We start from the raw sequence: 14,257 nt of genomic DNA, 5'->3' as shown, positions 1-14,257 counted from the left end.
TGTAGAGGTGAGCTGCCAATGAGCCGTCGCCGTCGCGAGCCTGAAGAACACGTCAACCACGAACGCTGGCTGGTGTCCTACGCGGACTTCATCACCTTGCTGTTCGCGTTCTTCGTGGTGATGTATTCCATCTCGTCGATCAACGAAGGCAAGTACAAAGTCATTTCCCAGGCGTTGATCGGCGTGTTCAACGATGCCGACCGCTCGCTCAAGCCGATCCCGATTGGCGAAGAGCGGCCCAAGAGCGTGACCCCGGCCAAGCCGCTGGTCAACGACAGCGACGAAACCGCTGCCGGCGTGGGCGGTACCAGCGACCCGCTGAAAAGCATTGCCGATGACATCAGCGCCGCGTTTGGCGACCTGATCAGCTCCAACCAGATGACCGTGCGCGGCAATGAGTTGTGGGTGGAGATCGAGCTCAATTCCAGCCTGTTGTTCGCCAGCGCCGATGCGTTGCCCAGCGATCAGGCGTTCACCATCATCGACAAGGTGGCGGCGATCCTCAAACCGTTTGAAAACCCGGTCCACGTCGAAGGCTTTACCGACAACGTGCCGATCAGCACCGCGCAGTACCCGACCAACTGGGAGCTGTCCTCGGCCCGTGCCGCCAGCATCGTACGTATGCTCGCGATGCAGGGCGTGAACCCCGGACGCCTGGCGTCGGTAGGCTATGGCGAGTTCCAGCCGGTGGCCAATAACGCCACGCTCGAAGGCCGTGCGCGCAACCGTCGGGTGGTGTTGGTCGTTTCACGCAACCTGGATGTGCGCCGCAGCCTGACCGGCACCGGCACTGCCAATGCAACACCGGACGCGGCCTTGAAGCGTGCTGGCACACAAACTGCACCGGCCCCTGCAAAGCCGCCGGTTCGGCAGAGTGCCGTCAATTCTCCGTCACCGGCTCAATAACCTATGCAATGTCTCGGTCGCGCGTGTGTCCACCGGGAGGAATCATCCGAATGAGAGTCTGGGCAGTTGCCAATCAAAAAGGTGGGGTCGGCAAGACCACCACCTCCATCGCTTTAGCCGGCTTGCTGGCCGAGGCGGGCAAGCGTGTGGTCGTGGTCGACCTCGACCCCCATGGCTCGATGACCAGCTATTTCGGTTACGACCCGGACGCGCTGGAGCACAGCAACTACGACCTGTTCCTGCACAAGGGCAATGTGCCGAGCGACTTGCCCGGCCAATTGCTGCTGCCGACCAGTAACGAGAGCATTTCCCTGCTGCCGTCCAGCACCGCGTTGGCCACCCTTGAGCGCCAATCGCCGGGGCAGAGCGGCCTCGGCCTGGTGATCGCCAAGACCCTGGCGCAACTGTGGCAGGACTTCGATTACGCGATCATCGACAGCCCGCCGTTGCTCGGTGTGCTGATGGTCAACGCCTTGGCGGCCAGCCAGCAACTGGTGATCCCGGTGCAGACCGAGCATCTGGCGGTCAAGGGCCTGGAACGCATGGTCAGCACCCTGGCAATGATCAACCGCTCGCGCAAGCAGGCGCTGCCGTACAGCATCGTGCCGACCTTGTTCGACCGCCGGACCCAGGCGTCGCTGGGCACCTTGCGCGTATTGCGTGACGCCTACCCGGAGACCATCTGGAACGGCTACATCCCCGTGGACACGCGCCTGCGTGACGCCAGCCGTGCCGGGCTGACGCCGTCGCAGTTCGACGGCAAGAGCCGTGGGGTGCTGGCCTACCGCGCATTGCTCAAGCACCTGCTGTCCCAGCAGCTTGTCGCGCAGGTGGCCTGATGAATCGTCCTGTCCAACTCAAGACCCGGCCGCAACTGGCACTGGAATCCTACCTGGATGCCTTGCTGCAGGAAGCGACCGGGGAAGAACTGCCGGAACCGATCCTGGTGCTGGAGCCTGCGGTAGAAGAACCGTCGGCGAGTATTCTGGATGAGTTCCAGTTGGCCGTATTGGAAGAGCAGGCGCGTGACGCGTATACCGCGCCGGTGATCGTGCCGGTCGCCGTGCCGGTGGCCATGCCTGTCGCGCCGGTGGTGGTCGAACCGGTTGTGGAAGTGCATATGCCACCGAGCATTACGCCGCCACCCGTAAGCGGCGATGATCGTCCGGCCTGGGCGGCCGAGCCGTTCGAGTGCCTGCTGTTCGACGTCGCCGGGTTGACCCTCGCGGTGCCGCTGGTGTGCCTGGGTTCAATCTATTCCCTGGAAGGCCAGGAATTGACCCCGCTGTTCGGGCAACCGGAGTGGTTCCTCGGGATCCTGCCGAGCCAGGCCGGTAACCTCAAGGTCCTGGACACCGCACGCTGGGTGATGCCCGACCGCTACCGCGATGACTTCCGCCAGGGCTTGCAATATGTAATCTCGGTGCAGGGCTACGAATGGGGGCTGGCCGTGCATCAAGTCAGCCGCTCGTTGCGCCTGGACCCGAACGAAATCAAATGGCGCAGTCACCGGGGCCAGCGGCCTTGGCTGGCCGGCACCGTGATCGAACACATGTGCGCGTTGCTCGACGTCGCCGAACTGGCCGAGTTGATCGCCAGCGGTGCCGTCAAGTCGATGCCCGTAAACATACGCAGTTGATTGAACAATAAGGGCCGCGCGCGAGTGCGGCCAACGAAGCACACACGCCGTACGCAACGGCATTTGAAGGGGTCATGAGTATGAGCAGTAATCCAAGTAAGAGCACTACAGACGATCCGATCCTGCAATGGGTTACCTTCAAGCTGGACAACGAAACCTACGGCATTAACGTGATGCGCGTGCAGGAAGTGCTGCGCTACACCGAGATCGCCCCGGTTCCAGGTGCGCCAAGCTACGTGCTGGGCATCATCAACCTGCGCGGCAACGTGGTGACGGTAATCGACACCCGCCAGCGTTTCGGTCTCGATGCGACCGAGATCAGCGACAACACGCGTATCGTCATCATCGAAGCCGACAAGCAAGTGGTCGGGATCATGGTCGACAGCGTCGCCGAAGTGGTTTACCTGCGCCAATCGGAAGTGGAAACCGCGCCGAACGTGGGTAACGAGGAGTCGGCCAAGTTCATTCAGGGCGTGTGCAACAAGAACAACGAACTGCTGATTCTGGTTGAACTGGACAAGATGATGAGCGAAGAAGAGTGGTCGGATCTGGAGAACATCTGATTGTTTTTTGAAGCCTTGGTGATTGTCCTGGCCCTGCTGTGGGCCGGGACGCTGGCGTTTTTGCTGCGCTACGTGCGTCAGCAGCGCGAATTGGCGATGCAGCAGGCCGAGCGCGATGCAGTGCGTGACCGGCGCATCCTGGAATTGGTCAGACGGGTTGATCACTTCCAGCAAAGTGCGGTGAAGGTGGGGGATGAGGTGCATGAACTGCGCGCCATCCTCGCGCCGTTGCCGGACAAGCTGGCGCAGATCGAACAGCGCGACCCGGCGAGCCTGTCGTTTGCCCAGGCGGCGAAGCTGGTGGGCATGGGCGCGACGGTGGATGAGCTGACCCAGTCCTGCGGCTTGACCCAGGCTGAAGCGCAATTGATGAGTAAATTGCACAAAAGCTGAGGATGGGTTCACGCCTGCCAATACCGCTCTGACCCTTGAGTTAGAGCGGTGCAGTGTGAAAGTTGGGGCAGCCGGGAATGGCTGTTTTTGCGAAATGTGTCACAGTGCCATCTTTTATCGGGGCACTTTTGTGTCGTTGTGGTGACAAAGCCTGCGCATGTAGGAAGTTTCACTCACAAGGATGCGAAATGTCTGTCGTCGCTGTACCTAGAACAAAACCATCAGTGTTGCTGCAGTCCTGCATTTCCACCTGTACTGCGGTTGGTTTGCTGGTCAGCGTGGCTGCGTCGGCGGCCGAGCCGCAGGCACCGGCCCAGCAATTGATCCAGCAGCAACAGCGCGAGCGTGCACAACGCGAGCAGTTGGAGCCGTCGCCCGACGTGCGCCTGCAAGCGCCTCAAGATACCGATGCCAGCCTGCGCCTGCCGCGCGATGAAGCGCCGTGCTTCAAGATCGACCGCGTGGTCCTCAGCGGCGACCAGGCCGAAGATTTCCAGTGGGCCCTGCGTGCCGCCAACCCGTCCGATGATCCCGTGCAGGGCCGTTGCGTCGGCGCGCGCGGGATCAACCTGACCATGAAGCGCATCCAGAATGCGATCATCGCCAAAGGCTTTATCACCACCCGCGTGCTGGCCCAGGCCCAGGACTTGAACCAGGGCACCCTGTCGCTGGTGGTGGTGCCCGGCCGGATCAAACACATCCGTTTTGCCGCCGGCACCTCCGCCCGCGCCCACTACTGGAATGCGATGCCCGCGTCCGATGGCGATGTGCTGAACCTGCGCGACATCGAACAGGCGCTGGAAAATTTCAAGCGCGTGCCCACTGCCGAAGCCGACGTGCAGATCACCCCCGCTGAAGGCGCCGATGCGCAGCCGGGCGAAAGCGATGTGGTGATCGCCTGGAAGCAGGCCGTGCCGGTACGGGTCAGCCTGTCGGTGGACGACTCCGGCAGCAAGCAGACCGGCAAGTACCAGGGCAACGTCGCGCTGTCACTGGACAACGTGGCGACTCTCAACGACCTGTTCTATATCAGCTTCAACCATGACCTGGGCGGCGGTGAAAGCGGCGACCGTGGGTCCAAGGGCCACACCATTCACTATTCGGTGCCCTACGACTATTGGCAGTTGAGCCTGACGTCCAGCGAGTACGACTACCACCAGACTATCGCCGGGGTGAACCAGGCGTATTCCTACAGCGGCCGCAGCCGGACCAATGAGGTGCAACTGTCGCGGGTGATCTATCGCGATGCGGTGCGCAAGACCACCGTGTCCTTCGGCGGTTGGAGCCGTACGTCCAGCAACTACATCGAAGACACCGAAATCGAATTTCAGCGCCGGCGCATGGCCGGTTGGCAGGCGGGGATCAATCACCGTGAGTTCATCGGTGCGAACACCCTCGACCTCGGCGTCGGCTATCGCCGTGGCACCGGCGCACGAGATGCCTTGCGCGCGCCCGAGGAAGAAAACGGCGAAGGCACGTCGCGCTCGCAGATCATTTCCGCCAACGCACAATTGCAGGTGCCGTTCAGCGTCGGCCAGCAGAAGCTGCGTTACATCGGCGGCTGGCGCGGGCAATGGAACCGCACGCCGCTGATCCCCCAGGACCGCTTTTCGATCGGCGGGCGCTACACCGTGCGTGGGTTTGATGGCGAGCAGATTCTGTCTGCCGAACGCGGCTGGACCTTCAGCAATGACCTCGGCCTGAGCCTGGGCAACACCGGCCAGGAACTCTATGTGGGCGTGGATTACGGTCAGGTTGGCGGGCATTCCACCGAGTACCTGCTGGGTCGCCGCCTGGCCGGTGCAGTGGTGGGCCTGCGCGGCGGCTACAAGCAGTTTTCCTATGACATCTATACCGGCAAACCCCTGGAAAAACCCAAGGGTTTCCAGACCGCCGACGTGACCAGTGGCTTCAGCGCCAACTGGTCATTTTGAAGGAGGCCAGCATGTCCGACGACACCCTCGAAGTGCTCGCGCCCACGGCGCCTGACAGCCCCATCGACGAAGCCCAGGTGCTGGGTTCGGCGGTGTGGTTGTGGATGCACTCGGCGGCGCATCGCGATGCGCCGTTGCACAGCCTGTCGACCCTGTTGTTGCCGGCGATCAAGCTCCGCCAGTTCATCCTGATCAGCGAAGCGGGGCGCCCGGTGTTTTTCCTGTCGTGGCTCAACCTCAGTGCCGAGGCCGAGGCGCGTTATCTGCGCGAGCCGGCCGTCTGCCTGCCCGCCGCAGACTGGGACAGCGGCGACCGCCTGTGGATCAACGACTGGGTCGCGCCGTTCGGGCATACGCGACGGGTCAGCGGCCTGTTGCGACGGCGGCTGTGGCCTGGACGGATCTTCCGTTCGCTGTACCACCGAGGCGATGAGCGCGGACTGCGCGTCATGAATTTCCAGGGGATCGCCGTCCTGGACCTGGAGGCGCAAGCCTGGTTTGCCACTCACCCGTTACCCAGTGACGCGCTCTGATCAGCCACCGCGCAAAGGATCTGCATGAATAAGCATCTGTATCGAATTGTCTTCAACCAGGCTCGCGGCCTGCTGATGGTGGTGGCCGAAAACGTCAAGAGCGTGTGCAAGGCCCCCGGCACTACCGGCGCCGTGGCGCGTCCGGGTACGGCGGTTGCCACGCTGACGCCACTGCGGTTTGCGCTGATGCTGGGCATGGGCTGGGTCGCGCTGGTGGCGCCGGTGCAGGCCCAAGTGGTGGTCGACGGCTCCGCACCCGCGGGCCAGCGCCCGACCATCGGTGCCGCCGGCAACGGCACCACGGTGGTGGACATCACCCGGCCGAGCGGCGCGGGCGTGTCGCGCAACACCTACACCCAGTTCGACGTGGACAAGCGCGGGGTGATCCTCAACAACGGCGTGACCAACAGCCAGACCCAGTTGGGCGGCTGGATCGAAGGCAACCGCAACCTGGTCAACGGCAGCGCACGGGTGATTCTCAACGAGGTCAACTCGAACAATCCCAGTCAGTTGCGCGGCTTTGTCGAAGTGGGCGGCTCCAAGGCGCAGGTGGTCATTGCCAACCCGTCGGGCATCACCTGTGAGGGCTGCGGGTTTATCAACGCCGACCGTGCGACCCTGACCACCGGCCGCGCACAGTTCGAGAACGGCCTGATCAGCGGCTACCAAGTCTCGGGCGGCAAGGTCAGCATCGGCGGCGAAGGCATGGACGCCAGCCGTGCCGACTACACCGAAATCATCGCGCGCACCGTCGAGGTGAACGCGGGTATCTGGTCCAAAGACTTGACCATCAAGGCCGGCACCACCGGCGCGGCGCCGACCGACACACCCACCGTCGGCATCGACGTGGCGCAGTTGGGCGGCATGTACGCCGGCAAGATCACCCTGGTCGGCAACGGCGCAGGCGTCGGTGTGCGCAACGCCGGGCAGATCGGTTCCAGTGCCGGAGAAGTAGTGATCGGCAGCGACGGCCGTATCGAAAACCACGGCCAGATCAGCAGCGCCACCGACTTGACCGTCCGCGCCGCCAAGGGCATCGACAACGACGGCACGCTGTACGCCCAGGGCAACCTGGACGCGCACACCGCTGGCGACATCGACAACCGTGGCATCATGTCCGCCCAGGGCAATGCCGCGCTGACCGCCACCGGCGCTAATTCGGCGATTCGCAGCCACGCAGGTTCCGCATTGGCCGCAGGCGTGGACAGCGCCGGCAAGCTCGGCAGCAGCGGTTCGCTGACGCTGACCTCGGCCGGCACCCTGAGCGCCAAGGGCCAGAACCTCGCGGCGCAGACCCTCAAGGCCAGCGCCGCGCACGTCGACCTGAGTGACAGCCAGACGTCCGCCCAGACCGTCGAGTTGACCAGCACCGCCGGCAACCTCGACCTGCGTCGCAGCCGCGTCACCGCCAGCCGGACCCTCACGGCCGACGCCAATCAGAGCCTGCTCAGCGATGCCGCACAGGTCGGCGCGGCACGGATCAGCGTGACCGCGCTGGACTTGTCCAACGTCGCCGGCAAGTGGGTGCAGACCGGCAGCACCGGTATGCAGATGACCGTCGCGCGCAGCCTCGACAACAGTGGCGGTACGCTTTCCAGCGGCGGCGCCCTCGGCGTCAGCGCCGACACCCTGAACAACGCCGGCGGCCTGGTGCAGTCGGGCGGCCTTGGCGACCTGACCGTCAGCGCGCGCCAGCACCTGAACAATCAGAACGGCAAGCTGGTCACCGCTGCAAAACTGACCCTTGACGGCGGCACCCTCGACAACAGCAGCGGGCAGATCACCGCCGGCGGCGCGCTGGGGATCAAGGCCGCGCAGTTGAACAACGCCAACGGCACCGTCGCCGCCACGCAAACCCTGACGGTCAAGACCGACAGCCTGTTGAACCAGGGCGGCACCCTTGGTTCGGTGGCGGCCGACCTGATCGTCAACAGCGACACCGGCGTGCTCAACAACCGTGGCGGGCGTCTGGAGGCGGCCAAGGCACTGACTCTCAACGCCTTCGGCCTGAACAACCAGAGTGGCGTGATCACCGGCGCGCAACTGCTGCTCGATACCCATGGCCAGCAGCTCGATAACAGCGCAGGCACCGTCAACGCCAGCGATACGCTGGGCGTCGACAGCGGCGCGTTGATCAACGACGGCGGCATCATGCAGGCCAAGTCGGACCTGAGCGTGGATACCCACGGCCAACAGCTGAGCAACCGCAATTCCGGCAGTACCGGCGGCATCCTCGGCCAGCACGACGTCACGGTGCGCGCCGGTCAGATGTTCAACGACCAGGGTTTTATCGGCAGCGCGCGCACCCTGGACATCAACGCCCAGCAACTGAGCAACCAGGCGGGCCTGTTGCGCGCCGACGGGCATCTGTTGCTGACCGCCGCAAGCGTGGACAACAGCGCGACCCAGGGCGCGAACCAGGGCATCAAGGGCCAGAGCGTCGACCTGGACACCGATACGCTGACCAACCGCGTCGGCTCAATCGTGTCCGACACCACGCTGAACCTCAAGGGCAGCGGCAGCGTGGACAACGACGCGGGCATCCTCTCGGCGGGCAGCGTGTTGACCCTGGCCGATCGCAACCCGGCGCAGAAAAGCCTGGCCATCAATAACGGCGCGGGCACCCTGATTGCGGGCCAGTCGGTGCTGATCGACAGCGCCAGCTACAGCGGCGCCGGCAGGGTGCAGAGCCTGGGCGACCTGACTTTTCGACTGACCCAGAATCTCATCAACAGCGGCCTGGTGCAGAGCAACGGCGACCTGTCGCTGCAGATCGGCGGCACTCTGAGCAACCAGGGCGCGGTGCAGTCCGGCGCACTGGTGCGCGTGGATGCCGGCGCCATCGACAACGGCGCCAGCGGCGTGATCAGTGGGCGGCGCGCGCAGGTCAACGCGGTCAACCAGTTCGACAACCGTGGCGTAGTCGATGGCGAGAGCACTCGCCTCAGCGCCGCGACCCTGAACAACCTCGGCACCGGGCGCCTCTACGGTGATCATTTGTCGATCAGCGCCGGCACCCTCAACAACACCCTCGAAGGCGCCACGGCGGCGACCATCGCGGCACGCAACCGCCTGGATATCGGCGCGCAGGTCATCAACAACCGTGAACACGGGTTGATCTTCAGCGCCGGCGATACGGTGATCGGCGGCTTGCTCGACGCCAACGACCAGGCCACTGGCCAGGCACAGGTGCTGAACAATGCGAGCGCCACCGTCGAAGCGCTGGGTCATCTGAGCGTCAACGCCAGGCAGATCAACAACACCAACGAACACTTCGCCACCCAGCGCGTGCTGGTGTCCAATCAGGTACTGCAGGAGTTCCTGCTGTCGGGCTCGACCAACCGTTACACGCCGGACCAGATCTCGCTGTACAACGACGAGGTGCTGCACCTCGTCACGCCGGAAAGCTCCGGTACGCGCTGGAACCGCTATGACTACACGCGCAGCGTCACCGAGACGCAGATTGTCAGCTCCGACCCGGCGCAGATGCTCGCCGGTGGCAACCTCAACTTGATCGCCGACCAGGTGCTCAACGACAAGAGTCGGATCATCGCCGGCCAGGCGTTGAATGCCAGCGGCGTCGGCAGCGTGATCAATACCGAGTTGAATGGCGAGCGCATCACCACCGACAGCGGCACGCTGAGCAACTTCTATCGTATTCAGCGCAAAGGCCGCGACCGTCAGGGCCGCGGCGTCACTGCGTACACGCCGGCACCGTTGATTCAGCAGATCTCGCTCAAACCCTCGGTGTACACCGAGTACGCGGCCATCAACGGCAGCGGCACCCAGGTCGGCGCGCTGGTGCTGGCCAACGTTACCGACAGCACGGCGGGCACCGGTGCGCTGGCGGGCGCTGGCCGCACCCACGCCGTGAGCCCGATCAGCGAAGTGAAGGCGCTGACCCAATTGGACGCGGCAGGCGCGGTGGAGCAGATCCGCACCGGCGGTTTCAACCCCGACCTGCCTAACAGCAGCCTGTTCCAGACCAACCCGAACAGCACCGCCAGCTACCTGGTGGAGACCGATCCGCGCTTTGCCAACTATCGCAAGTGGTTGTCTTCGGACTACATGCTTGGGCGCCTGAACCTGGACCCGGCTGCCACGCAACAGCGCCTCGGTGATGGTTTCTACGAACAGAAGCTGATCCGTGAGCAAATCGCGCAACTCACCGGCCGGCGCTTTCTCGACGGCTACGCCAGTGATGAGGAACAGTATCGCGGCATGATCGACAGCGCCGTGACGCTGGCGGGTCAGTGGAAGCTGATCCCCGGCGTCGCCCTGACTGCCGAGCAGATGGCGCAGCTGACCAGCGACATCGTCTGGCTGGTGTCCAGGGACGTGACGCTGGCCAGCGGTGAAGTCCGCCAGGTGCTGGTGCCGCAGGTCTATGTGCGGGTTCGCGAAGGCGATCTGGATGGCTCCGGCGCACTGATGGCCGGGCGCACCTTGAACCTTGATGTGCGCGGTGATCTGGTGAACTCCGGCAGTCTGTCCGGGCGCGATGGCGTGAACATCAGTGTGCAGAACCTCGACAACCTCGGCGGGCGCATCCAGGGCAATAACGTGGCCCTGAGCGCCAGCCAGGACATCAACAACATCGGCGGCCTGATCAGCGCCAACAGCCGGCTGGCCCTGAGCGCAGGCAACGACATCAATGTGCGTTCGGTCACCACCGACAGCGAGAGCGCGCAGGGCACCCGCACCGGCCTGTCGCGTGTGGCGGGGCTGTATGTGTCGGCACCGGCGGCGAGCCTGATTGCCACTGCCGGCAACGATATCAACCTGCAAGCGGCGCAAGTCAGCAATACCGGCGCCGGCGGCAAGACGTCGCTGGTGGCGGGCAACGACATCAGCCTGACCACCGTGAAAGAGTCCTACACCCAGGCCAACCAATGGGATGGCGACAACTGGCGCAAGGAAGCCGGGCGCAATGAAGTCGGCAGTTCGGTGCAGGCCAACGGCGACATCCGCGTGGGCGCCGGGCGTGATGTGCAGGTGCGCGGGGCGCTGGTCAACAGCGACGCGGGGGCTGTGGCCGTGAGTGCAGTGCGCGATATCAACGTCGAGGCTGGCGAGCGCTTCAACAGCGCCGATGAAGCGCACAAGGTCAAGGGCAGCAACGGGATGTTTTCGAGCAAGACCACCACGACTCGTGACACGGTCAGCCAGACCACCGCCCAGGCCTCGACCTTCAGCGGCGAGCAGGCGGTGATGCAGGCCGGCAACAACATCACGGTCACCGGTAGCAACGTGGTGTCCACCTCGGGCACGGTGCTGGCGGCGGGCAATGACATCAAGGTATTGGCGGCCACCGAGCAGCTCGACGAAAAACACATGAAGGATGTGAAGACCAGCGGCATGTTCAGCGGCGGCGCGATCGCCGTCACCGTTGGTTCCAAGCAACAGACCAACAAGGACAGCGGTCAGCAGACCACGGCGGCCGCGAGCAACATTGGCGCAACCGACGGCAACGTGCTGATCAGCGCTGGCGGCGAGTACCGTCAGGTGGGCAGCAATGTGAACGCGCCCAATGGTGATGTGTCGATCGAGGCGTCCGAGGTCAATATCCTCGAAGCGCGCAACCTCAGTGCGCAGCAGCAGGAGCAGCGCTTCAAGCAGACCGGCGTGAGCCTGACCCTGACCAACCCGATTGTGAGTGCGGTACAAACCGCCCAGCGCATGAACAAAGCCGCCGAGCGTACCGACGACAAACGCATGAAGACCCTGGCGGCGCTGAGTACCGCGTGGTCCGCCAACGACGCCCATACTCAGGTCATGGCCGACCCGGCGGCGGCAGGTGGGATCAACCTGAGCATTGCTCTGGGCATGAACAAGAGCGAGAGCAAAAGCGAGCAGACCAGCAACACGGCGGCCGCTTCGACGGTCGCCGCCGGAGGGGATGTGACGATCGTGTCCTCGGGCGGCACGCGCAACAACGACCTGACCGTGCAGGGCAGTGAGATCACGGCGGGCAACAATGCGTTGTTGAAAGCCGACGGCAATATCCTGCTGGCGGGTGCGCAGAACACCATCGAGCAACACAGCACCAACAAAAGCGTGAATGGCAGCCTGGGCATCGGCATCTCGTTTGGCAGCGAGAAGAACGGCCTGAGCTTCAACGCGTCCGCCTCCCAGAGCCGTGGCAATGCCGATGGCAATGACCTGGTGTGGAGCAACACCCACGTGACGGCCGGCAAACAGGCCAGTCTGATTTCCGGCAAGGACACCACGCTGCGAGGTGCGGTGGTGTCAGGCGAGACGGTCAAGGCCGACATTGGCGGCAACCTGAATGTCGAGAGCCTACAGGACACCAGTACCTTCGCGTCCGAGCAGAAGAGCATGAGCGCCGGGATCAGCATTTGCATCCCGCCGGTTTGTGCCGGTGCGGCGACCGCCAGCTTCAGTTCCACCAACGCCAAGCAGAAGTCCAACTTTGCCAGCGTGATCGAGCAATCGGGCATCCGGGCCGGCGACGGTGGTTTCGACATCAACGTGCGCGGCAATACCGACCTCAAGGGCGGCGTGATCGCCAGTTCCGACAAGGCCATTGCCGACGGCAAAAACAGCCTGACCACCGGCACGCTGACCGTGTCCGACATCCACAACGTGTCCGAAGCCAGCGCCAAGACCTCAGGCGTCGACCTGAGCTCGGACATGCTCGACGGCAAACTGGGCACGGCCAAGGCGCTGCTCGCCAACAGCCTCAACAACGGCTCGGACTCCGATTCCGAATCCAGCGACACCCGCAGCGCGATCAGCGCCGGCACATTGGTGATCACCAACGCCGAGCGCCAGCGTGTGGTTGGCGGCATGACGGTCGACCAGACAATTGCCAACCTCAACCGCAACACCGAGGCTGCCCATGTCGCCGTGGGACGCTTGGATGTGGCGGAAATGGGGCGCAAGGTCGAGGCTGAGCAGGAGATCAAGCGTGAGTTCTATCATCAGGTTTCGTTGTTGGCGGATGAGGCGTATCGCAAGATCTTTATCGAGAAGGCGCGGGTGTATGAGGTCTTGAAGGATGAGAATGGTAAGGCGCGGGTTGATAAAGAAGGCAAAGTTGAATATCGCGAGTTGAGCGACGAAGAGAAACTGCACCTCAAGAAAGGGCCGGACAACAAGGTGCATATCGCCAACAACGGCATTTTCAATGATGCCGACGCTGCGGCCAGGTATGCCAACCAGCACAGTTCTGCCGATACCGGGCCGCAGTATTTAATCCACTTCGAGAAAGCCAACAACTTCACCTCGGAGCTGATGATTGCGGCATATCAGAAAAACCTGGAAAACGATTTCTGGGGCCTGTCCAACGCGACCGTGCAGACCAAGGAATACATGGTCCAGTTCGGTCAAAGCGGGCTGCATATCGACGGCCATAGCCGGGGCACCATGACCACGGGCAATGCCATGGAGTCTTTGGCACGTGACTCATCAAACATTGGCGTGTTGGGTGATACGTCGATGAATTTCTTCGGGGCTGCGTATGGGGTGCAAAAAGCCGATTCGTTGCTGGGGATATTGCAGGACCGCTCAAGGTTCAGCTCTGAGGAAAAGCGCGAGGAGATGGCGCTGCAGTACCAGAATCATCGTTTCGACCCGGTTGCACGGACACCAGGCGTAGGCTTTAACCCTGGGACCGGCGGTACACTACCCCCTGGTAGTAACCCCGTATTGGAGTGGTTGAAGGTGTTTTATGCTGGTGAAAGCGTCCATAACTGTTACGGCGCCGCGGGACCGGGATGCGCCGTTTACTGGAAGGATTTCAAGGAAAATCGATCACAATTCGTCAAAGTCAAACCTCAACCCTAAGGCATTCAGGATGTTCAAGTCCGCATTGCTGCTGGGTCTGGGCTTGCTGGTCACCGGCGTGCGAAGGTCGTCGTTAATCCATACCTGAAAGGAAACAGAGAATGAACGATCTACGCAAACCATGAGGAAGAACGTGATGTTCAGGAAGAGCCTGCTGTTGAGTGTTTACGCGATGTTATTGATTGGCTGCACGGGCAGAGGCTTCCAACCGCCGCCGCCTGATTTTATCTATTGGCAAAAGAGTGGGGTCTCCGTAGAGGGCGTCCAGAGCAGTATGCTCGCGTGCGGGTACGAAAATGTGGCGGGCACGGGCGGCGGCTCAATCGATGAGAGGCTTAGGAGCTTCTACTGCATGAAAGATGCGGGCTTCACACGCAAAGATAACTTGGACCTATGCAAGCTTGGCCGCGTTGGCGAATCACCGGTGTGTGAAGGTCGCCGCTGATCCATCACTAAAAGGTCGTAGGGAATGAATGATCT

Annotated in this window: 9 protein-coding genes; all 9 read left to right on the top strand. The window is 62.9% G+C overall.

What is annotated here, in order from left to right:
* Window positions 1-18 precede the first annotated feature (18 nt).
* The gene (motD, locus tag EJD88_RS03745) at window positions 19-906 is read left to right on the top strand and encodes a flagellar motor protein MotD (protein ID WP_099584142.1); all 888 of its coding nucleotides are present in this window, start codon (window positions 19-21) and stop codon (window positions 904-906) included.
* A gap of 50 nt (window positions 907-956) precedes the next feature.
* On the top strand, window positions 957-1,745 hold the full coding sequence (locus tag EJD88_RS03740) for a ParA family protein (RefSeq protein WP_090399980.1): 789 nt from the start codon (window positions 957-959) through the stop codon (window positions 1,743-1,745).
* Complete coding sequence (locus tag EJD88_RS03735; RefSeq protein ID WP_099584143.1) at window positions 1,745-2,545, top strand: CheW domain-containing protein; 801 nt, start codon at window positions 1,745-1,747, stop codon at window positions 2,543-2,545. The genes EJD88_RS03740 and EJD88_RS03735 overlap by 1 nt, the downstream gene beginning before the upstream one ends.
* Before the next feature lie 80 nt (window positions 2,546-2,625).
* Window positions 2,626-3,108: a chemotaxis protein CheW gene (locus EJD88_RS03730; protein ID WP_099584165.1), complete on the top strand. Its 483-nt coding sequence runs from the start codon at window positions 2,626-2,628 to the stop codon at window positions 3,106-3,108.
* Complete coding sequence (locus EJD88_RS03725; protein WP_099584144.1) at window positions 3,109-3,501, top strand: DUF2802 domain-containing protein; 393 nt, start codon at window positions 3,109-3,111, stop codon at window positions 3,499-3,501.
* 188 nt (window positions 3,502-3,689) lie between these two features.
* Window positions 3,690-5,435 carry a ShlB/FhaC/HecB family hemolysin secretion/activation protein gene (locus EJD88_RS03720; RefSeq protein ID WP_244643504.1) on the top strand — a complete coding sequence of 582 codons (1,746 nt, stop codon included), beginning with the start codon at window positions 3,690-3,692 and terminating at the stop codon, window positions 5,433-5,435.
* An 11-nt stretch (window positions 5,436-5,446) separates the two neighbouring features.
* Window positions 5,447-5,968 (top strand): toxin-activating lysine-acyltransferase, encoded by a 522-nt coding sequence (locus tag EJD88_RS03715; RefSeq protein ID WP_099584145.1) that lies wholly within the window; start codon window positions 5,447-5,449, stop codon window positions 5,966-5,968.
* Window positions 5,969-5,992: 24 nt separating this feature from the next.
* Window positions 5,993-13,777, top strand: coding sequence for a hemagglutinin repeat-containing protein (locus EJD88_RS03710; protein ID WP_158876868.1), 7,785 nt, complete (start codon window positions 5,993-5,995; stop codon window positions 13,775-13,777).
* Window positions 13,778-13,913: 136 nt separating this feature from the next.
* Complete coding sequence (locus tag EJD88_RS27135; RefSeq protein WP_244643503.1) at window positions 13,914-14,222, top strand: hypothetical protein; 309 nt, start codon at window positions 13,914-13,916, stop codon at window positions 14,220-14,222.
* Window positions 14,223-14,257 lie beyond the last annotated feature (35 nt).

The organism is Pseudomonas sp. PB105 (assembly GCF_009764655.1).
Taxonomy (GTDB): Bacteria; Pseudomonadota; Gammaproteobacteria; order Pseudomonadales; family Pseudomonadaceae; genus Aquipseudomonas; species Aquipseudomonas cyclaminis.
Note: the sequence above shows the minus strand (reverse complement) of the source record. Positions and strands in the feature narration are given on the sequence as shown.

Excerpts from the sequence above, each read along its gene's own strand:
- motD (WP_099584142.1), top strand. The coding sequence starts at position 19 with ATGAGCCGTCGCCGTCGCGAGCCTGAAGAACACGTCAACCACGAACGC.
- EJD88_RS03740 (WP_090399980.1), top strand. The coding sequence starts at position 957 with ATGAGAGTCTGGGCAGTTGCCAATCAAAAAGGTGGGGTCGGCAAGACC.
- EJD88_RS03735 (WP_099584143.1), top strand. The coding sequence starts at position 1,745 with ATGAATCGTCCTGTCCAACTCAAGACCCGGCCGCAACTGGCACTGGAA.
- EJD88_RS03730 (WP_099584165.1), top strand. The coding sequence starts at position 2,626 with ATGAGCAGTAATCCAAGTAAGAGCACTACAGACGATCCGATCCTGCAA.
- EJD88_RS03720 (WP_244643504.1), top strand. The coding sequence starts at position 3,690 with ATGTCTGTCGTCGCTGTACCTAGAACAAAACCATCAGTGTTGCTGCAG.
- EJD88_RS03715 (WP_099584145.1), top strand. The coding sequence starts at position 5,447 with ATGTCCGACGACACCCTCGAAGTGCTCGCGCCCACGGCGCCTGACAGC.
- EJD88_RS03710 (WP_158876868.1), top strand. The coding sequence starts at position 5,993 with ATGAATAAGCATCTGTATCGAATTGTCTTCAACCAGGCTCGCGGCCTG.
- EJD88_RS27135 (WP_244643503.1), top strand. The coding sequence starts at position 13,914 with ATGTTCAGGAAGAGCCTGCTGTTGAGTGTTTACGCGATGTTATTGATT.